15 protein-coding genes are annotated in these 20,607 nt (G+C 64.5%); 14 read left to right on the plus strand and 1 reads right to left on the minus strand.

Annotated elements, in window-relative coordinates:
• Nucleotides 1–91: 91 nt before the first annotated feature.
• The 4 genes from N5D48_RS04880 (at nucleotide 92) to N5D48_RS04895 (ending at nucleotide 5,321) form a co-directional block, all read left to right on the plus strand.
• Nucleotides 92–2,698, plus strand: a complete 2,607-nt coding sequence (locus tag N5D48_RS04880) for a TonB-dependent receptor (RefSeq protein ID WP_279881715.1) — start codon at nucleotides 92–94, stop codon at nucleotides 2,696–2,698.
• 148 nt (nucleotides 2,699–2,846) lie between these two features.
• Nucleotides 2,847–3,452: a biliverdin-producing heme oxygenase gene (locus N5D48_RS04885; RefSeq protein WP_279881718.1), complete on the plus strand. Its 606-nt coding sequence runs from the start codon at nucleotides 2,847–2,849 to the stop codon at nucleotides 3,450–3,452.
• Between the two features lie 50 nt (nucleotides 3,453–3,502).
• Nucleotides 3,503–3,916, plus strand: a complete 414-nt coding sequence (locus N5D48_RS04890) for a YbaN family protein (RefSeq protein ID WP_279881721.1) — start codon at nucleotides 3,503–3,505, stop codon at nucleotides 3,914–3,916.
• A 58-nt stretch (nucleotides 3,917–3,974) separates the two neighbouring features.
• The gene (locus N5D48_RS04895) at nucleotides 3,975–5,321 is read left to right on the plus strand and encodes a CoA transferase (RefSeq protein ID WP_279881723.1); all 1,347 of its coding nucleotides are present in this window, start codon (nucleotides 3,975–3,977) and stop codon (nucleotides 5,319–5,321) included.
• 34 nt (nucleotides 5,322–5,355) lie between these two features.
• On the opposite strand, the gene arcD (N5D48_RS04900) is transcribed toward N5D48_RS04895, so the two are convergent.
• Nucleotides 5,356–6,783, minus strand: a complete 1,428-nt coding sequence (arcD, locus tag N5D48_RS04900) for an arginine-ornithine antiporter (protein WP_279881725.1) — start codon at nucleotides 6,781–6,783, stop codon at nucleotides 5,356–5,358.
• A gap of 426 nt (nucleotides 6,784–7,209) precedes the next feature.
• Between arcD (N5D48_RS04900) and arcD (N5D48_RS04905) the strand changes: the two genes are divergently transcribed.
• From arcD (N5D48_RS04905) to N5D48_RS04950, 10 genes are all read left to right on the plus strand, one after another.
• Entirely contained in the window at nucleotides 7,210–8,637 is a 1,428-nt protein-coding gene (gene arcD / locus N5D48_RS04905; RefSeq protein ID WP_279881727.1) for an arginine-ornithine antiporter, read from the plus strand.
• Between the two features lie 33 nt (nucleotides 8,638–8,670).
• Nucleotides 8,671–9,924, plus strand: coding sequence for an arginine deiminase (arcA, locus tag N5D48_RS04910; protein WP_279881729.1), 1,254 nt, complete (start codon nucleotides 8,671–8,673; stop codon nucleotides 9,922–9,924).
• A gap of 69 nt (nucleotides 9,925–9,993) precedes the next feature.
• The gene (locus tag N5D48_RS04915) at nucleotides 9,994–11,004 is read left to right on the plus strand and encodes an ornithine carbamoyltransferase (protein WP_279881731.1); all 1,011 of its coding nucleotides are present in this window, start codon (nucleotides 9,994–9,996) and stop codon (nucleotides 11,002–11,004) included.
• Between the two features lie 123 nt (nucleotides 11,005–11,127).
• Nucleotides 11,128–12,057: a carbamate kinase gene (gene arcC / locus N5D48_RS04920; protein WP_279881733.1), complete on the plus strand. Its 930-nt coding sequence runs from the start codon at nucleotides 11,128–11,130 to the stop codon at nucleotides 12,055–12,057.
• 56 nt (nucleotides 12,058–12,113) lie between these two features.
• On the plus strand, nucleotides 12,114–12,482 hold the full coding sequence (locus N5D48_RS04925; protein WP_279881735.1) for a DUF5064 family protein: 369 nt from the start codon (nucleotides 12,114–12,116) through the stop codon (nucleotides 12,480–12,482).
• Between the two features lie 176 nt (nucleotides 12,483–12,658).
• Nucleotides 12,659–14,167, plus strand: a complete 1,509-nt coding sequence (locus N5D48_RS04930; protein WP_279881737.1) for a sigma-54-dependent transcriptional regulator — start codon at nucleotides 12,659–12,661, stop codon at nucleotides 14,165–14,167.
• Nucleotides 14,168–14,319: 152 nt separating this feature from the next.
• Entirely contained in the window at nucleotides 14,320–15,525 is a 1,206-nt protein-coding gene (gltS, locus tag N5D48_RS04935) for a sodium/glutamate symporter (RefSeq protein ID WP_279881740.1), read from the plus strand.
• 276 nt (nucleotides 15,526–15,801) lie between these two features.
• Complete coding sequence (gene gcvH / locus N5D48_RS04940; RefSeq protein ID WP_279881743.1) at nucleotides 15,802–16,185, plus strand: glycine cleavage system protein GcvH; 384 nt, start codon at nucleotides 15,802–15,804, stop codon at nucleotides 16,183–16,185.
• A gap of 11 nt (nucleotides 16,186–16,196) precedes the next feature.
• A complete protein-coding gene (gcvP, locus tag N5D48_RS04945; RefSeq protein ID WP_279881746.1) occupies nucleotides 16,197–19,052 on the plus strand; it encodes an aminomethyl-transferring glycine dehydrogenase in 2,856 nt (951 codons plus the stop codon).
• Nucleotides 19,053–19,206: 154 nt separating this feature from the next.
• A complete protein-coding gene (locus N5D48_RS04950) occupies nucleotides 19,207–20,583 on the plus strand; it encodes an L-serine ammonia-lyase (protein WP_279881748.1) in 1,377 nt (458 codons plus the stop codon).
• Nucleotides 20,584–20,607: the final 24 nt, after the last annotated feature.

Consider the following 20,607-nt stretch of genomic DNA (forward strand, 5'->3'; position numbering starts at 1 on the left):
GCCCGTCTCGTTATAGCCAATACGATTGATTCTCGTTCGAAAACGAGAACAAACACTGCCTATAACCCACGCGCGACAGGGAGCGCTCTCGATGCCCACAGGTCAAACCCGCCCGTCCTCTTCTTCCCGCCGTAGCGGGCAATTGTCCCTGTTGACCCTGGCCCTGCTCGCCAGCGGCGCCTGCAGCCTGCCGGTGCTGGCCGTGGAGCCGGCCCAGGCGAGCAGCCCGCGCATGGGCGACTACCGCTTCGCCATCACCCAGCAGCCGCTGGTCGAAGCCATCAACGCCTTCAGCAAGGTGACCGGTTGGCAGGTCGGTTTCAGCGCCACGCTGGCCGACGGCGTCGCCTCGCCGGGCGTGCAGGGCTCGCTGACCCCGGAGGCGGCACTGCAGCGCCTGCTGCGCGGTACAGGCCTGAGCTACCGCAAGATCGGTAACGGCAACGTGGTGCTCGAGCGCCAGTCCGCCGGCAACGTCATCGCCCTGCAGCAGGTCACCGTCAGCGCCACCCGCAGCGCCCAGGATGTCAGCCAGGTGCCGAGCACCGTCAGCGTGCAGACCCGTGAGCAGCTGGATCGGCAGAACGTTAACGACATCAAGCAGCTGGTGCGTTACGAGCCCGGCGTTTCGGTGTCCGGCACCGGCCAGCGCAGCGGCCTGAACGGCTACAACATCCGTGGTATCGATGGCGACCGGGTGCTGACCCAGGTGGACGGCGTAACGATTCCCGACAGTTTCTTCTACGGTCCCTATGCCCAGACACAACGCAACTACGTCGATCCGGAGATCGTCAAGCGGGTGGAGATCCTGCGCGGCCCGGCCTCGGTGCTGTACGGCAGCAATGCCATTGGTGGCGCGGTGAGCTACTACACCCTGGACCCGGAAGACATCATCAAGCCAGGCAAGGATGTCGGCGCACGCCTGAAGTCCGGCTACAGCTCCGCCGACGAAAGCTGGTTGACCTCGGCCACCGTCGCGGGCCGCCAGGGCGAGTTCGACGGCCTGCTGCACCTGAGCCAGCGCAACGGCCATGAGACCGAGTCCTATGGCGGGCACGGTGGCCCCGGCATCGCGCGAACCAAGGCCAACCCCGAAGACGTTCGCACCACCAACGTGCTGGCCAAGCTGGGCTGGAATTACGCCGATGACGCGCGACTCGGGCTGACCTACGAGCACTACAAGGATGATCGCGACCAGAACATCCTCAGCGCGGTGGGTGGGCCGTATGACGGCAACCGCCCCCTGGGCATGTACCGCAGCCGTACCGGTAACGACACCGTTACCCGCGAACGTTTCGGCATCAATCACGAGTTCGGCCTGGACACACTGCTCGCCGACCACGTCAAGTGGAGCCTGAACTACCAGATCGCCAAGACTGACCAGGAAACCTCTGAAATCTACTTCCCGTTCAGCCGCACTGTGCTGCGCGAACGCGACACCACCTACAAGGACCGCCAATGGGTGCTCGATGCCCAGCTGGACAAAGCGTTCCGTATCGGTGAAACCGACCACCTGCTCACCTACGGCACCACGCTCAAACATGAAAAGATCACCGGCCTGCGTACCGGCAACGGCACCTGCCTGGTGGTGGGCGGCGCCTGCCGCTTCATCGGCCAGAACAGCCCGGCCGACACCCCGGCACCGGTCAGCGACTTCCCGGATCCGACCATCAACACCTACAGCCTGTTCGCCCAGGATGAGATCCGCTGGAACAACTGGACCTTCCTGCCCGGCGCACGCTACGACTACACCCGCATCGATCCGAAGATGACCGCCGAGTACCTGCGGGGCGTCCAGGACACCAGCCCGACCCCGGAAAGCGGTATCGATGATGCTGACAAGAAGTGGCACCGTCTGTCGCCCAAGCTTGGGGTGACCTATGCCTTCAACGACAACTACACCTGGTACGGCCAATACGCCGAAGGTTTCCGTACGCCAAGCGCCAAAGCCATCTGGGGTCGCTTCACAAACCTCGCCGGAGGTTATGCGGTGGAGCCCAATCCAGGTCTGGAACCGGAAAAGAGCAAGAGCTACGAAACCGGACTGCGTGGCAACTTCGACGCTGGCAACTTCGATGTGGCAGTGTTCTACAACAAGTATCGCGACTTCATCAATGAAGAGGCCGTCAAATCGTCCAACCTGGGTAGCGCCTTCCAGGCCAGCAATATCAAGCACGCGACCATCAAGGGCGCCGAGGTCAAGGGTCGTCTGAACCTGGACCGCTTCGGCGCGCCAGAGGGCCTGTACACCGTCGGCTCCATCGCCTATGCCTACGGGCGCAACGACGACACCGGCCAACCTCTCAACAGCGTCAACCCGCTGACCGGCGTGTTCGGCCTGGGCTACGAGCAGGTTGACTATGGCACCCAGCTCAGCTGGACCGTGGTCAAACGCAAGAACCGCGTGGACGACACCAAGTTCTTTGCTCCCGACGGTTCCAGCTCCGATTTCCGTACCCCTGGCTACGGTGTGCTCGACCTGACCGGGTTCTACCGGATCACCGACGATCTGACCATCAATGGCGGTTTGTACAACCTTACCGACAAGAAGTACTGGCAATGGGATGACGTGCGCAAGTACGCCATGGTCGGCAACCCCAATGGGCAGAGCGAAGCAGCCGCTACCCAGCCGGCCAACCTGGATCGCCTGACAGCCCCTGGCCGTAACTTCGCCATCAATCTGGTGTGGGATATCTGATCGACTGAAAAGGGCGGCGCCCGCGATGCAGGTGCCGCCCGTTTCAAGTCATGAGAATGATTTCACTTCGCAGGTGAGGTTTTTTTACTGTCCCGCGTCTTCTCTTTCGTCTTGTCACTAGACAGCCCCATTTCCCAAGGATGCCCCCATGACCACTCCGTCCGCCGAACGCGCCGCGCTGCGCTCCCAACGCCTGAACCAGGTCACCCACGCCCCGCACACCGAGCTCGACGCCCTGGTCAAGTCGCACAAGCCGTTCGACAGCCGCGAAAGCTTCGCCCGCTTCGTGGTCGCCCAGTACCTGTTCCAGTCCGAACTGCAAGCGCTGTACACCGACCCCAAGCTGATCGCCATCGTTCCTGACCTGGCCGAGCGCTGCCGCGCCGAACAGGCCCGCCTGGACCTGGCCGACCTCGACACCGAAGTGCCGGCGCCGTTCGCCGGGGCCTTGCAGAACCCAAGCCTGGGCGAGGCCCTGGGCTGGATCTTCGTCTCCGAAGGCTCCAAACTGGGCGCCGCGTTCCTGATCAAGCGTGCCGTGGCCCTGGAACTGTCCGAGACCTTCGGCGCTCGTCACCTGGGCGAGCCAGCCGGTGGCCGCGCCGAAGGCTGGAAACAGTTCACCCGGATCCTCGACGGCCTGGAATTGTCGCCCGAGGAAGACGCCGCCGCCGAACGTGGCGCGGTCGCCGCCTTCGAGCGCTTCACCGAGCTGCTCAAGCATGCCTACGCCACCGACGCGGCGCTGGCCTGACACGCTTTACCCCGGCCGCCTGCGGGCGGCCGCACCGTTGCAGTGAGACCATGACCCGAATCGCCCGCTCGAAACTGTCCCGTCTGCTCTACGCGATCCTCGCCTACGTCAGCCTGGGGATAGGCCTCGTGGCCATCGTCATCCCCGGATTGCCGACCACCGAATTCATCCTGCTCGCCGCCTGGGCCGCCACCCGCAGCTCGCCGCGCCTGTCAGCCTGGCTGGAGAACCACCGGCTGTTCGGCCCGATTCTCTTCAACTGGCGCAACGGCAAGGTGATCCAGCGGCGCGCCAAGATCAGCGCGACCATCAGCATGCTGCTGTGTGCCGGCCTGATGCTGACCTTTCTCGAACACCGCTGGCCGGTGTTCCTCGCCATCGGCGGCATGACCCTGGGCAATCTGTGGATCTGGTCGCGCCCGGAACGCCCGACCACGCAAGGCGCCGTCGAACTGCGAGGTTGATTCATTTGCGCCGCGGCGCCAGATGTACTGCAATGGGGTCCACGAAGGAGGATCCCGCATGCGGCCGTTGCTCGAGACCATCGCCGACTCCCTGACTCTGGACACCGATGCCGTGCGCTGGCACGGTATCGGCGCCCTGCCCTCCGCGTTCGCCGTCACCGGCCTGGCCTCGGCCAGTTTCGCGGCCTGCGGTCTGGCCTTGGCCAAGCTGCTGGCAAGCCAGTTGCACCACTGTCCGCCGGTCAGCGTCGATCGCCGCCTGGCATCGCTCTGGTTCGGCACCAGCCTGCGCCCTCTGGGCTGGCAGCCACCGCCCTTGTGGGATGCCATCGCCGGCGACTACCAGGCCCGCAATGGCTGGATACGCCTGCACACCAATGCGCCCCATCATCGCGCCGCGGCCTTGCAGGTGCTTGGCTGTCCGGCCGACCGGGACAGCGTGAGCAATCGAGTGCTCGCATGGGATGCCGACGCCCTGGAAACCGCCATCGTCAAGAACGGCGGCTGCGCGGCGCGCATGCGCAATTGGCAGGAGTGGTGCGGGCATCCTCAAGGCCTGGCGGTCAACCGCGAGCCGCTGATTCTGCGCGAGTCTCACGCGGGCGCGCCGCTTGCCTGGCAAGGCAGCGAGGCCAGGCCGCTGAACGGAATCAAGGTGCTCGACCTCACCCGCATTCTCGCCGGCCCCATTGCCACTCGCCTGCTGGCCGGCTTTGGCGCCGATGTGCTGCGCCTCGATCCACCTGGCTGGGAAGAGCCGGCGGTCGCCGCCGAAGTCACGCTGGGCAAACGCTGCGCGCGCCTGGACCTGCGCACCCGCGCGGGCCAGGAGGTTTTCCGACAACTGCTGGCCGAAGCCGATGTACTGGTCCACGGCTACCGCGCCGATGCCCTCGAGCGCCTTGGGTTCGGCGCGCAGCCACGCCGCCAGCTCAACCCCGGCCTGATCGATGTGAGCCTCAACGCCTATGGTTGGAGCGGCCCCTGGCGAGATCGGCGTGGATTCGACAGCCTGGTGCAGATGAGCACTGGCATCGCGCGCGAAGGCATGCGTTGGCGACAGATGGACCGGCCCGTGCCGTTGCCGGTGCAGGCGCTGGACCATGCCACAGGGTACCTGATGGCCGCCGAGGTGATACGCGCGCTGACCGAGCGCCTGCGCAGTGGCGAGGCTTGCCAAAGCCGGCTGTCGCTGGCGCGTACCGCCAAGCTGCTGATCGAGCGGGGAACGATGGAGGAGGATCTGCCGTTGGCGGCGGAGTCACCCGAGGATCTCGACCCCGTCATGGAATGCACGGCCTGGGGCGAGGCACAACGGATCAGAGGGCCGTTGAAAGTGGGTGAAGCGTCGATGGCCTGGGAGCGTGGGGCATCGCAACTGGGCTCGGCACAGGCACAGTGGTGATGGATCCGTGGGAGCGGGCTTGCCCCGCGATTTTCTAAAGGCTCAGCAACCCCGAATACAACGCGTATGCGGCCAATCCTGCCCCTACCAGCACCGCAGCGAATATCAGCTTCTCCAAACGGGTGAACAATGCCTGCCCCTGTTCGCGCTTGGCCCGGGCGAACAGGATCACCCCAGGGGCATAGAGCAACGCCGACAGCAGCACGTACTTGAGGCCACCGGCGTACAGCAGCCAGACCGCATACAGCAACGCGACCAGCGCGATCAGCAGGTCCTTGCGGCGCAATCCGGCCTGCCCCTGGTAGCCCTCGCCGCGCACGGCCAGCAGCACGGCATAGGCCGCCGACCAGAAATACGGCACCAGGATCATCGACGACGCCAGGTAGATCAGGCTGGTATAGGTGCCCGCCGAAAACAGCGTGATCAACAAGAAGCCCTGGATCATCACATTGGTCAGCCACAGGGCGTTGGCCGGCACCTGGTTGGCGTTCTCCCGCGCCAGGAACCGCGGCATGGTCTTGTCGCGGGCGGTGGCGAAGAGAATCTCCGCGCACAACAGCGCCCACGACAGCAAGGCGCCCAGCAGCGACACCGCCAGGCCAATGCTGATCAGCAACGCCCCCCAGGGCCCGACGATATGCTCCAGCACCGAAGCCAGCGACGGGTTCTGCAACCCGGCCAGCTCCGGCTGGGTCATCACCCCCAGCGACAGCACATTGACCAGCACCAGCAATGCCAGCACCCCAAGAAAGCCGATCACGGTGGCCTTGCCCACGTCCGAACGATGCAACGCGCGCCCCGAGTAGACACTGGCGCCCTCGATACCGATGAACACGAACACAGTCACCAGCATCATGTTGCGCACCTGCTCCAGCACGCTGCCGAACTTGGGGTTGCTCAGGCCCCAGATATCGCGGGTGAAGATGTCGGCGCGGAAGGCGACGGCGGCGATGACGATGAAGATCAGCAGCGGCACCACCTTGGCCACGGTCGTCACCTGGTTGATGAACGCCGCTTCCTTGATGCCGCGCAGCACGAGAAAGTGCACGGCCCACAGCAGCAGCGAGGCGCAGCCTATGGCCAGCGGCGTGTTGCCCTCGCCAAACACCGGAAAGTAGAAGCCCAGGGTACTGAACAACAGCACGAAATAACCGACGTTGCCCAGCCAGGCGCTGATCCAGTAGCCCCAGGCCGAGGAAAAGCCCATGTAGTCGCCGAACCCGGCCTTGGCGTAGGCATACACCCCCGAGTCGAGTTCGGGCTTGCGGTTGGCCAGGGTCTGGAACACGAAGGCCAGCGCCAGCATGCCCACCGCGGTGATGCTCCAGCCGATCAACACCGCACCGACATCGGCGCGCGCGGCCATGTTCTGTGGCAACGAGAAGATCCCGCCACCGATCATCGAGCCGACCACCAACGCGATCAGCGCGCCAAGGCGCAGCTTTTGTCCGGGTTCGCTCATGGGGTTCCCCGTGCGCGGGCACGCGTAAACGAATTAAGCAGCATGAATGTTACAAGTTTCTTATTAAATCAAGCCATTAAAAGCTATAGCACTCATAACAGAGTTGTCTATAGCCGCCACCTGTTAAAAATGACAGTTGCCAACTATTTGGCAACTCGCCTAAACCTGTCGCTGTTTACTGTGAAAAATTTGCGAAACGCCTAAAAGTGTCTAACTTCACAGTTCGCAGGCAAAACGGAGCGTTTGCTCTGGATGGACACGGAGGTGCCAGCGCACAAGGCCTGCGGCAGAGCTGTCGGCATCCTCCAGGAGACGCATGAAGGATTTTTCACACCTTCATGCAGGCATGAACTGATCTAAGTCAGCTAATGATCCCGGCGTCAGATTTATTCTGAAGCCAACTTTCTCCTGGTACGGAGTCGTTAAATGTCTGATTCTCCCGGAAAACTAAAACTGGGTGCGCTCGTCGCACTTGTCGTCGGCTCGATGATTGGCGGCGGGATCTTCTCGTTGCCGCAGAACATGGCGGCCAGCGCCGGCGTCGGCGCCGTGCTGATCGGCTGGGCCATCACCGCGGTGGGCATGCTCACCCTGGCCTTCGTCTTCCAGACCCTGGCCAACCGCAAGCCCGATCTGGATGGCGGGGTGTATGCCTACGCCAAGGCCGGATTCGGCGACTACATGGGCTTTTCCTCGGCCTGGGGCTACTGGATCAGCGCCTGGCTGGGCAATGTCGGCTACTTCGTGCTGCTGTTCAGCACCTTGGGGTACTTCTTCCCGATCTTCGGCGAGGGCAACACGCCAGCGGCGGTGATCGGTGCCTCGATCCTGCTGTGGGCCGTGCACTTTCTCGTGCTGCGCGGCATCAAGGAAGCAGCGTTCATCAACCTGGTCACCACCGTGGCCAAGGTCGTGCCGCTGGCGCTGTTCGCCCTGATCTGCCTGTTCGCCTTCAAGCTCGATGTGTTCACCGCCGACATCTGGGGCGTGGGCACGCCGGAGCTGGGCAGCGTGATGAACCAGGTGCGCAACATGATGCTGGTCACCGTGTGGGTGTTCATCGGCATCGAGGGCGCGAGCATCTTCTCCTCCCGTGCGGAAAAACGCTCCGACGTCGGCAAGGCCACGGTCATCGGCTTCGTCACCGTGCTGCTGTTCCTGGTGCTGGTCAACGTGCTGTCGCTGGGCGTGATGACCCAGCCGGAGCTGGCCAAGCTGCAGAACCCGTCGATGGCCGCGGTGCTGGAGCACGTGGTCGGCCACTGGGGCGCGGTGCTGATCAGCGTCGGCCTGATCATCTCGCTGCTGGGCGCCCTGCTCTCGTGGGTGCTGCTGTGCGCCGAGATCATGTTCGCCGCCGCCAAGGACCACACCATGCCGGCGTTCCTGCGCCGCGAGAACGCCAACCATGTGCCGGCCAACGCCCTGTGGCTGACCAACGCCATGGTGCAGATCTTCCTGGTCATCACCCTGTTCTCCAACAGCACCTACCTGTCGCTGATCTACCTCGCCACCTCGATGATCCTGGTGCCTTACCTGTGGTCGGCGGCCTACGCCTTCCTGCTGGCCTGGCGCAACGAGACCTACGAACAGGCCCTGGCCGAGCGCAAGAAAGACCTGATCATCGGCGGCATCGCCCTGGTGTATGCCATCTGGCTGCTGTACGCCGGCGGCGTGAAATACCTGCTGCTCTCGGCCTTGCTCTATGCCCCTGGCGCGATCCTGTTCGCCAAGGCCAAGCGTGAGGTCGGCCAACCGATCTTCACCAGCGTGGAAAAACTGATCTTCGCCGCCGTGGTCGCGGGCGCCCTGGTGGCGGCCTACGGCCTGTACGACGGCTTCCTGACGCTCTGAACCCCACGTCTTCGCTTTACAGGAGGATTCACCATGTCCACTGAGAAACAGAAATACGGCGTTCATTCCGAAGCCGGCAAACTGCGCAAAGTGATGGTCTGCAGCCCGGGCCTTGCGCACAAACGCCTGACCCCGAGCAACTGCGACGAGCTGCTGTTCGACGATGTGATCTGGGTCGACCAGGCCAAGCGCGACCACTTCGACTTCGTCACCAAGATGCGCGAGCGCGGCGTCGATGTGCTGGAAATGCACAACCTGCTGACCGACATCGTCCAGCAGCCCGATGCGCTGAAGTGGATTCTCGACCGCAAGATCACCTCCGATACCGTCGGCGTCGGCCTCACCAACGAAGTGCGCAGCTGGCTCGAAGGCCTGGAGCCACGTCACCTGGCCGAGTTCCTGATCGGCGGCGTGGCCGGTCAGGACCTGCCGCAGAGCGAAGGCGCCGACGTGATCAAGATGTACAACGACTACCTCGGCCACTCCAGCTTCATCCTGCCGCCGCTGCCCAACACCCAGTTCACCCGCGACACCACCTGCTGGATCTACGGCGGCGTGACGCTCAACCCGATGTACTGGCCGGCGCGACGCCAGGAAACCCTGCTGACCACCGCCATCTACAAGTTCCACAAAGAGTTCACTGGCGCCGACTTCCAAGTCTGGTACGGCGACCCGGACAAGGACCACGGCAACGCCACCCTCGAGGGCGGCGACGTGATGCCGATCGGCAAGGGCGTGGTCCTGATCGGCATGGGTGAACGCACCTCGCGCCAGGCCATCGGCCAGCTGGCGCAGAACCTGTTCGCCAAGGGCGCGGTGGAGAAAGTCATCGTCGCCGGCCTGCCCAAGTCCCGCGCCGCGATGCACCTGGATACCGTGTTCAGCTTCTGCGACCGCGACCTGGTCACGGTCTTCCCGGAAGTGGTCAAGGAAATCGTGCCGTTCATCATCCGCCCGGACGAAAGCAAACCGTATGGCATGGACGTGCGCCGCGAGAACAAGTCGTTCATCGAGGTGGTCGGCGAGCACCTGGGGGTCAAGCTGCGCGTGGTCGAGACCGGCGGCAACAGCTTCGCCGCCGAGCGCGAGCAATGGGATGACGGCAACAACGTGGTGGCCGTGGAGCCCGGCGTGGTCATCGGCTACGACCGCAACACCTACACCAACACCTTGCTGCGCAAGGCCGGGATCGAGGTCATCACCATCAGCGCCGGCGAGCTGGGCCGGGGCCGCGGCGGCGGCCACTGCATGACCTGCCCGATCGTGCGCGACCCCATCGACTATTAACGCCCACCGAACCCGGCCACGCCCACGAGGCGGCGGCCGGACACCTCACCGAATCCAAGGAGAACCGTCATGGCGTTCAATATCCACAACCGCAACCTGCTCAGCCTCGAACATCACAGCACCCGCGAGCTGCGCTACTTGCTGGACCTGTCCCGCGACCTCAAGCGCGCCAAGTACACCGGCACCGAGCAGCAGCACCTGAAGGGCAACAACATCGCCCTGATCTTCGAGAAGACCTCGACCCGCACCCGCTGCGCTTTCGAAGTCGCCGCCTACGACCAGGGCGCCAACGTCACCTACATCGACCCCAACTCCTCGCAGATCGGTCACAAGGAGAGCATGAAGGACACCGCCCGCGTGCTCGGGCGCATGTACGACGCCATCGAGTACCGTGGCTTCAAGCAGGAGATCGTCGAGGAACTGGCCAAGTTCGCCGGTGTACCAGTGTTCAACGGCCTGACCGACGAGTACCACCCGACCCAGATGATCGCCGACGTGCTGACCATGCGCGAGCACAGCGACAAGCCGCTGCACGACATCAGCTACGCCTACCTGGGCGATGCCCGCAACAACATGGGCAACTCGCTGCTGCTGATCGGCGCCAAGCTCGGCATGGACGTGCGCATCGCCGCGCCCAAGGCGCTGTGGCCCCATGACGACCTGGTCGAGCGCTGCCGCAAGTACGCCGAGGAAAGCGGCGCGCGCATCACCCTGACCGAAGATCCGAAAGCCGCGGTCAAGGGCGTGGACTTCGTGCATACCGACGTCTGGGTGTCGATGGGCGAGCCGGTCGAGGCCTGGGGCGAGCGCATCAAGCAGCTGCTGCCCTACCAGGTGAACAAGGAGCTGATGAAAGCCACCGGCAATCCACGCACCAAGTTCATGCACTGCCTGCCGGCGTTCCACAACTCCGAGACCAAGGTCGGCAAGCAGATCGCCGAACAGTATCCGGACCTGAGCAACGGCATCGAAGTGACCGATGACGTGTTCGAGTCGCCGGCGTGCATCGCCTTCGAGCAGGCAGAGAACCGCATGCACACGATCAAAGCGATCCTGGTGTCGACCCTGGCTGATCTCTGAACACCCAGTAGCGGCAAGCTACAAGCTGCAAGCTACAAGAAGAAGCGAGACCGCGTGCGATCCGTTTTTTCTTGTAGCTTGAAGCTTGCAGCTTGCCGCTCCAACCAGACAAGGACATTCCCCATGCGTATCGTTGTTGCATTGGGCGGTAACGCCCTGCTGCGCCGCGGCGAACCGATGACCGCCGACAACCAGCGCGCCAATATCCGCACCGCCACCGAACAGATCGCCAAGATCCACCCCGGCAACGAGCTGGTCATCGCCCACGGCAACGGCCCGCAGGTCGGCCTGCTGTCGCTGCAGGGGCTGTCGTACAAGCCGGATGAAGCCTATCCGCTGGACGTGCTCGGCGCCGAGACCGAAGGCATGATCGGCTACATGATCGAACAGGAACTGGGCAACCTGTTGGCCTTCGAGGTGCCGTTCGCCACCCTGCTCACCCAGGTGGAAGTCGACGCCAACGACCCGGCGTTCAAGGATCCGACCAAGTTCATCGGCCCGGTCTACGCCAAGGACGAAGCCGAACGCCTGGCCAAGGAGAAAGGCTGGGTGGTCAAGCCCGACGGCGACAAGTACCGCCGTGTGGTGGCCAGCCCCAAACCCAAGCGCATCTTCGAGATCCGCCCGATCAAGTGGCTGCTGGAGAAGAGCAGCATCGTGATCTGCGCCGGCGGCGGCGGCATCCCCACCATGTACGACAAGAACCGCAAGCTCAAGGGCGTCGAAGCGGTGATCGACAAGGACCTGTGCTCGGCGCTGCTGGCCGAACAGCTGGAAGCCGACCTGCTGATCATCGCCACCGACGTCGACGCGGCGTACATCGACTGGGGCAAGCCGACGCAGAAAGCCATTGCCCAGGCGCACCCCGACGAACTTGAACGGCTGGGCTTCGCCGCAGGTTCCATGGGGCCGAAGGTCCAGGCCGCCTGCGATTTCGCCCGCCACACCGGCAAGGTGGCGGTGATCAGCTCGCTGGAGAACATCGAGGACATCGTCAAGGGCACCGCTGGCACCCGGGTTTCCACCGCCAAGCTCGGCATCAGCTACCGTTGAATGCGGTTGGCGGGTGCCTGGCACCCGCCGTTTTCAACCTTCCGAAGGAGTCTGCCATGGCCCAGTACGCGCCCGGTCATGTACACATTGAGCGCACCGCGCTGAACACCAACGACCACAGCTACGACCTCAATATCGAATACGAGGCGGCTACCGACCCCAAGGAAGGCAGAGGTATCCAGTTCCACATGCATGGCAACATCGAGGGCAAGACCGTCGATGAGAAATTCTTCCTGGCCAAGGACCAGGTGCTGCCGAGCTTTCTGATGCAGTTGAGCCGCAAGGCCCAGTCGTACCTGCCGCCACCGAAGAAGTTCGAGAACCTCGGTTCGCCGCACAAGCTGTATGACTACATGTTCGAAGACATTCGCACCAAGCTGGATGTGAAATCGGGCGACCCGATCAAGCCCGAGCATCTGGGGTGATCCTCGGGGCCGCTACGCGGCCCTTTCGCGACACAAGGCCGCTCCTACAGGGATCGCACGCACCTGTAGGAGCGGCCTTGTGTCGCGAAAGGGCTGCGCAGCAGCCCCGGCAATAGTGGGCTAGAACGACATCGCAAGGCATACTGTCGCCCTCCTCGGCTACTAACGCCTCCCCCATGCGCATCCACGTCAGCTTCATCGACCGCGTCGGCATCACCCAGGAAGTCCTGGCCCTGCTCGGTGCCCGCAACCTCAATCTCGACGCCGTGGAGATGGTTCCGCCGAACGTCTACATCGATGCCCCGACCCTGAGCCCAGCCGTGCTCGAGGAGCTGCACGACGCCCTGTTCGAGGTCCACGGCGTGCAGTCGGTGCAAGTGGTCGACATCCTCCCCGGCCAACGCCGCCACTTGCAGCTCGACGCCCTGCTCGCCGCCATGAGCGACCCGGTGCTGGCGGTGGACAGCGCGGGCAATGTGCTGCTGGCCAACCCGGCGCTGATCGCCCTGTGCGGACGCGAGTCGGCCGGGCGCTCGGTGGGCGAGCTGTTCAACGACCGCGGTTTGCTCCAGGCCCTGCTGGACAACAATTTCCACCTGCCCATGCGGGAAATGCAGCTCAACGGCCAGAGCCTGCTGCTGGACGCCACGCCGATCACCAACGCCGGCGGGCTGCTCACCCTGTACCCACCCAACCGCATGGGCGAGCGCCTGTCAGCCCTGCACCACGACCATGCCGAAGGCTTCGACGCCATGCTCGGCGACTCCCCGGCCATCCGCACGCTCAAGGCGCGCGCCCTGCGCGTGGCCACCCTCGATGCGCCCTTGCTGGTGCATGGCGAGACCGGCACCGGCAAGGAACTGGTGGCCCGCGCCTGTCATGCCATCAGCAGCCGTCATGGCGCACCGTTCCTGGCACTCAATTGCGCGGCGCTGCCCGAGAGCCTGGCCGAGAGCGAACTGTTCGGCTACGCCCCTGGCGCCTTCACCGGCGCCCAGCGTGGCGGCAAGCCCGGGCTGATGGAGTTGGCCAACCAGGGCACGGTGTTCCTCGACGAGATCGGCGAGATGTCGCCGTACCTGCAGGCCAAGCTTCTGCGCTTTCTCAGCGACGGCAGCTTCCGTCGTGTCGGTGGCGACCGTGAGGTGAAGGTGGATGTGCGCATCATCAGCGCCACCCACCGCGACCTGGAACGCATGGTGGCCGAAGGCACCTTTCGCGAAGACCTGTTCTACCGCCTCAACGTGCTCAACCTGCAGGTACCGCCGTTGCGCGAGCGCGGCCAGGACATCCTCTCGCTGGCGCACTTTTTCATGCAGCAAGCCTGCACCCAGATCCAGCGCCCGCCCTGCCGCCTGGCCCCGGCCACCCATCCGGCGCTGCTGGCCAACCCCTGGCCGGGCAACGTGCGCCAGTTGCAGAACGTGATCTTCCGCGCCGCGGCCATCTGCGAGGGCAACATGGTGAACATCGGTGACCTGGATATCGCCGGCACTTCGGTCGCCCGTGGCCAGGATGGCGAGGTGGCGAGCCTGGAGCAGGCGGTCGGGGACTTCGAGCGGGAACTGCTGCAGCGCTTGTACGCCAGCTATCCCTCGACCCGACAACTGGCCGGACGCCTGCAGACATCGCACACCGCGATTGCCCAGCGTCTGCGCAAATACGGCATTCCAGGCAAGACCTGACTCGCGCCCGAGCCAATACGAAAAACCTGCGCAGCCTTTCAGAATTACCCTACAAGCAAACTAATACTTTCCGAATCCTGATACGTACCATGTCGACTCTGTTCGAGAGGCGCTTCCCAATGGCCTCCGCACCATGACGAAGAGTACGTTGAATGCTTGAGCTCGATTTTTACGGAACACTCGTAGCCGCCTCGCTGGTCCTTCTGCTCGGCCGTGGACTGGTCAAGCGCATTGGTTTCCTGCGCACCTACAACATTCCCGAACCGGTCGCCGGCGGCTTGATCGTCGCCCTCCTCCTGCTGGGGCTGCGCAGCTTCGAAGTCCGCGTCCAGTTCGATACTTCACTGCAGTCGCCGCTGATGCTGGCGTTCTTCGCCACCATCGGCCTGAACGCGGACATCGCCAGCCTGAAGAAAGGCGGACGCGTCGTCGGCACCTTCCTGCTGGTCGTCACGGGGCTGCTGCTGGTGCAGAACGCCATGGGCATCGGCCTGGCCAAGGCGCTGGGCCTCGATCCACTGATGGGGCTGCTGTCCGGTTCGATTTCCCTGTCCGGCGGCCACGGCACCAGCGCCGCCTGGGGCACGACCTTCAGCGAGACCTACGGCTTGGCCTCGGCCACCGAACTGGCCATGGCCTGCGCGACATTCGGCCTGGTGCTCGGCGGTCTGATCGGCGGCCCCGTGGCCCGCCTGCTGGTCAGAGGCATCCGCACGCCCGGTGGCGAACAGGTCACGCCACAACTGCCGAAAGGTTTCGAGCAGCCGAACAAGGAGCGTCTGATCACCCCCTTTTCCCTGGTTGAAACCATTGCCCTGATTGCCGTCAGCCTGCTGGCCGGTTCGCTGCTCAACGGCCTGCTCCTGGGGACCGCCTTCGAGCTGCCGACTTTCGTCTGCGTGTTGTTCGTCGGCGTGCTGCTGCGCAACGCGCTATCGGCGCTGGGCCTGTACCAGGTGTTCGAGCGGGAGGTTTCGGTGCTGGGCAATGTCAGCCTGTCGCTGTTCCTGGCGATCGCCCTGATGTCGCTGAAGCTCTGGGACCTGGCCTCCCTGGCCTTGCCGTTCCTGATGCTGCTGGCCATGCAGACACTGGTCATGGCCCTGTTCGCGATCTTCGTGACATTCAGGGTCATGGGGCGCAACTACGACGCGGCGGTATTGGCGGCCGGGCATTGCGGCTTCGGCCTCGGCGCCACGCCGACGGCCATCGCCAACATGCAGGCGGTCACCCATCGCTATGGTCCTTCGCAGCTGGCCTTCCTGGTCGTCCCCATGGTGGGGGCGTTCTTCATCGATATCATCAATGTCATCGTGATCAAGCTGTACCTGGCGTTACCCCTGTTTGCCGCAAGCTGACGGCATCGACATGGATTGAAATCGATACACCGTATCGAAATCAATACACTCTCATTCGAATGCGCCTACGCAAGGGCTTGATCCCACAACGCTTTATAATCTCGGCCCCTGTGTAGCGATTTCGTTCCAAAGTAGTCATGACGACACAGCATAAATTTATTAAGTGATTGATTTAAAAGGATTTTTATAGACTGGCCGCATTATTGCTAAGGGAATTCCAACCTTAAGAGCGCGGAGCCTACCGCGCCCAACGCCCCTGCTTCCCGAGGAATTCCCATGAGCGAGTTGCGTTTCACCGAAGATCACGAATGGCTGCGCGTCGAAACCGACGGCAGCGTCACCGTGGGCATCACCGCCTACGCCCAGAACGCCCTCGGCGACGTGGTCTATGTGCAACTGCCGGAGCTGCAGCAGTACGACAAGGGCGCCGAAGCCTCCACCGTGGAGTCGGTCAAGGCCGCCAGCGGCGTGTACATGCCGCTCACCGGTGAAGTGGTCGCGGTCAATGAAGGCCTGAACGACAGCCCCGAGCTGGTCAACGAAGACCCGCTGGGCGAAGGCTGGTTCTTCCGTTTCATCCCCGCCGACATGAGCGAAGTGGCCGCCCTGCTCGACCAGGACGCCTACGACCGCCTGCTCAAAGCCAACGACGACGCCTGAGGTACCGCACCATGACCATCAACCTCGGCACCGCCAACGAATTCATCGCCCGTCACATCGGTCCGCGCGCCGCTGACGAGCAGGCCATGCTCGCCACCCTGGGCTTCGACTCGCTGGAAGCGATGACCGCCGCGGTCATCCCCGACAGCATCAAGGGCACCAGCGTGCTCGGCAGCGAAGATGGCCAGAGCGAGGCCGACGCCCTCGCCGCGCTGAAAGCCATTGCCGGCAACAACCAGCTGTTCAAGAGCTACATCGGCCAGGGCTACTACAACACCCACACCCCGGCGCCGATCCTGCGCAACCTGCTGGAAAACCCGGCCTGGTACACCGCTTATACCCCGTACCAGCCAGAGATCTCCCAAGGCCGCCTGGAAGCGCTGCTGAACTTCCAGACCCTGATCAGCGACCTCACCGGCCTGCCGATCGCCAACGCCTCCCTGCTCGACGAAGCCACCGCCGCCGCCGAAGCCATGACCTTCTGCAAGCGCCTGTCGAAGAACAAGGCCAGCCACGCCTTCTTCGCCTCCGTGCACTGCCATCCACAGACCCTCGACGTGCTGCGCACCCGTGCCGAGCCTCTGGGTATCGAAGTGGTGGTGGGCGACGAGCGTGAACTGAGCGACGTCAGCGCCTATTTCGGCGCCCTGCTGCAATACCCGGCCAGCAACGGTGATGTGTTCGACTACCGCGATGTGGTGCAGCGCTTCCATGGCGCAGGCGCCCTGGTGGCCGTGGCCGCCGACCTGCTGGCCCTGACCCTGCTCACCCCGCCCGGCGAGTTCGACGCCGACGTGGCCATCGGCAGCGCCCAGCGCTTCGGTGTGCCGCTGGGCTTCGGTGGCCCGCACGCGGCCTACTTCGCCACCCGCGACGCGTTCAAGCGCGACATGCCGGGCCGCCTGGTCGGCGTATCGATCGACCGCTTCGGCAAGAGCGCCCTGCGCCTGGCCATGCAGACCCGCGAGCAGCACATCCGCCGCGAGAAGGCCACCAGCAACATCTGCACCGCCCAGGTGCTGCTGGCCAACATCGCCAGCATGTACGCCGTGTACCACGGCCCGGCCGGCCTCAAGCGCATCGCCGAGCGCACCCACGCGCTGACCGCGATCCTGGCCACCGGCCTGACCAAGCTGGGCGTGAAGGTCGTCACCGGCGACTTCTTCGACACCCTGACCCTGGCCACAGCCAGCGCCACCGCCGCCCTGCACGACAAGGCCCGCGCCCAGGGCATCAACCTGCGCCAGATCGACGCCACCCACCTGGGCCTGTCGCTGGACGAAACCAGCAGCCAGGCCGATGTCGAGGCCCTGTGGCACCTGTTCGCCGACGGCCAGGCCATCCCTGACTTCGCCACCCTGGCCAACACCGTCGCCGTGCGCCTTCCGGCCAGCCTGCTGCGCCAGTCGGCCATCCTCGAGCACCCGGTGTTCAACCGCTATCACAGCGAAACCGAGTTGATGCGCTACCTGCGCCGCCTGGCCGACAAGGACCTGGCGCTGGACCGCAGCATGATCCCGCTGGGCTCGTGCACCATGAAGCTCAACGCCGCCAGCGAAATGATCCCGGTGACCTGGGCCGAGTTCGGCAATCTGCACCCGTTCGCCCCGGCCGAGCAGAGCCAGGGCTACCTGCAGATGACCACCGAGCTGGAAGCCATGCTCTGCGCCGCCACCGGCTATGACGCCGTGTCGCTGCAGCCCAACGCCGGCTCCCAAGGCGAATACGCCGGCCTCCTGGCGATCCGCGCCTATCACCGCAGCCGCGGCGACAGCCACCGCGACATCTGCCTGATCCCGTCTTCCGCCCACGGCACCAACCCCGCCACCGCGCACATGGCCGGCATGCGCGTGGTGGTCACCGCCTGCGACGCCCGCGGCAACGTCGACATCGACGACCTGCGCGCCAAGGCCATCGAGCACCGCGAGCGCCTGGCGGCGATCATGATCACCTACCCGTCGACCCACGGCGTGTTCGAGGAAGCCATCGGCGAAATCTGCGCGATCATCCACGACAACGGCGGCCAGGTGTACATCGACGGCGCCAACATGAACGCCATGGTCGGCCTGTGCGCCCCGGGCAAGTTCGGCGGCGATGTCTCGCACCTGAACCTGCACAAGACCTTCTGCATCCCTCATGGCGGTGGCGGCCCGGGCGTCGGCCCGATCGGCGTCAAGTCGCACCTGGCGCCGTTCCTGCCCGGCCACGCGGCGCTGGAGAACACCCAGGGCGCGGTGTGCGCGGCGCCGTTCGGCAGCGCCAGCATCCTGCCGATCACCTGGATGTACATTCGCATGATGGGTGGCGCGGGCCTCAAGCGCGCCTCACAGATGGCGATCCTCAACGCCAACTACATCGCCCGTCGCCTGGAAGAGCACTATCCTGTGCTGTATACCGGCGGCAACGGCCTGGTGGCGCACGAGTGCATCCTCGATCTGCGCCCGCTCAAGGACACCAGCGGCATCAGCGTCGACGACGTGGCCAAGCGCCTGATCGACTTCGGCTTCCACGCCCCGACCATGTCCTTCCCGGTGGCCGGCACGCTGATGATCGAACCGACCGAAAGCGAGTCCAAAGAGGAACTGGACCGCTTCTGCAACGCGATGATCCAGATCCGCGAGGAGATTCGCGCGGTCGAGAACGGCAGCCTGGACAAGGACGACAACCCGCTGAAGAACGCCCCGCACACTGCGGCGGAGCTGGCCGGCGAATGGACCCACGGCTACAGCCGCGAGCAGGCGGTGTACCCACTGCCGAGCCTGGTGGAAGGCAAGTACTGGCCGCCGGTAGGCCGGGTCGACAACGTGTTCGGCGACCGCAACCTGGTCTGCGCCTGCCCGTCGATCGAGAGCTATCAGGACGTCTGATAGCTCCAGGCCTGCCCACACCTGTGAGGCGGGCCTCGGCCCCTGTGGGAGCGGGTTTACCCGCGAATGCGATAGTGAATTCACCGACGCATTCGCGGGTAAACCCGCTCCCACAGGGTCACCATCAACCCCAAGAGCCGGTTAGGAGATCACCATGTCCCTGAGCGTCTTCGACCTGTTCAAGATCGGCATCGGCCCCTCCAGTTCGCATACCGTCGGCCCGATGCGCGCCGCTGCGCGCTTCGCCGAGGGGCTGCGCCGCGACGGCCTGCTGGCCGGCACGGCAAGCGTCAAGGCCGAGCTGTACGGCTCGCTTGGCGCCACCGGCAAGGGCCACGGCAGCGACAAGGCGGTGCTGCTGGGCCTCGAAGGCGAACACCCCGACACCGTCGACACCGAATCCATCCCCGCCCGCCTGCAGGCGATCCGTGACAGCGGCCGCCTGCGCCTGCTCGGCGAGCACGAAATCGCCTTCGTCGAGAAGCAGCACCTGGCGATGATCCGCAAGCCACTGGACTACCATCCCAACGGCATGATTTTCCGCGCCTTCGACGCCGCGGGGCTGCAGATCCGCAGCCGCGAATACTACTCGGTAGGCGGCGGCTTCGTGGTCGACGAGGACGCGGCGGGCCATGATCGTATCGTCGAGGACAGCACCGTGCTGGCCTACCCGTTCAAGACCGGCAAGGAACTGCTGGCCCACTGCACCGCGCAGCAGCTGTCGTTCAGCCAGGTAATGCTGGCCAACGAAGCCGCCTGGCGCCCCGAGGCCGAGACCCGCGCCGGCCTGCTGCACATCTGGCAGGTGATGCAGGACTGCGTCGACGCCGGTTGCCGCCACGAGGGCATCCTGCCTGGCGGGCTCAAGGTCAAGCGTCGAGCGCCGGCGCTGTATCGCCAGCTCAGTCGCCATCCGGAGGCGAGTCTGCGCGATGCGCTGTCGGTGCTCGACTGGGTCAACCTCTATGCCCTGGCGGTGAACGAGGAAAACGCCTACGGCGGCCGCGTGGTCACCGCGCCGACCAATGGCGCGGCCGGCATCGTCCCGGCGGTGCTGCACTACTACATGCGCTTCGTCCCCGGCGCCAGTGAAGACGGCGTGGTGCGCTTCCTGCTCACCGCGGCGGCGATCGGCATTCTCTACAAGGAAAACGCCTCGATATCCGGCGCCGAGGTCGGCTGCCAGGGCGAGGTCGGCGTGGCCTGCTCGATGGCCGCCGGCGCCCTGTGCGAAGTAATGGGCGGGACCCCGCAGCAGGTGGAGAACGCCGCAGAGATCGGCATGGAACACAACCTGGGCCTGACCTGCGACCCCATCGGCGGGCTGGTCCAGGTGCCTTGCATCGAGCGCAACGCCATGGGCTCGGTGAAGGCCATCAACGCCGTGCGCATGGCCCTGCGCGGCGACGGGCAGCACTACGTCTCCCTCGACAAGGTCATCCGCACCATGCGCCAGACCGGCGCCGACATGAAAAGCAAATACAAGGAGACCGCCCGCGGCGGTCTGGCCGTCAACATCATCGAATGTTGACCCGAAAAAAAAAACGAGGAGTCA

The sequence above is a fragment of the Pseudomonas sp. GD03858 genome (assembly GCF_029840925.1).
Taxonomy (GTDB): Bacteria; Pseudomonadota; Gammaproteobacteria; order Pseudomonadales; family Pseudomonadaceae; genus Aquipseudomonas.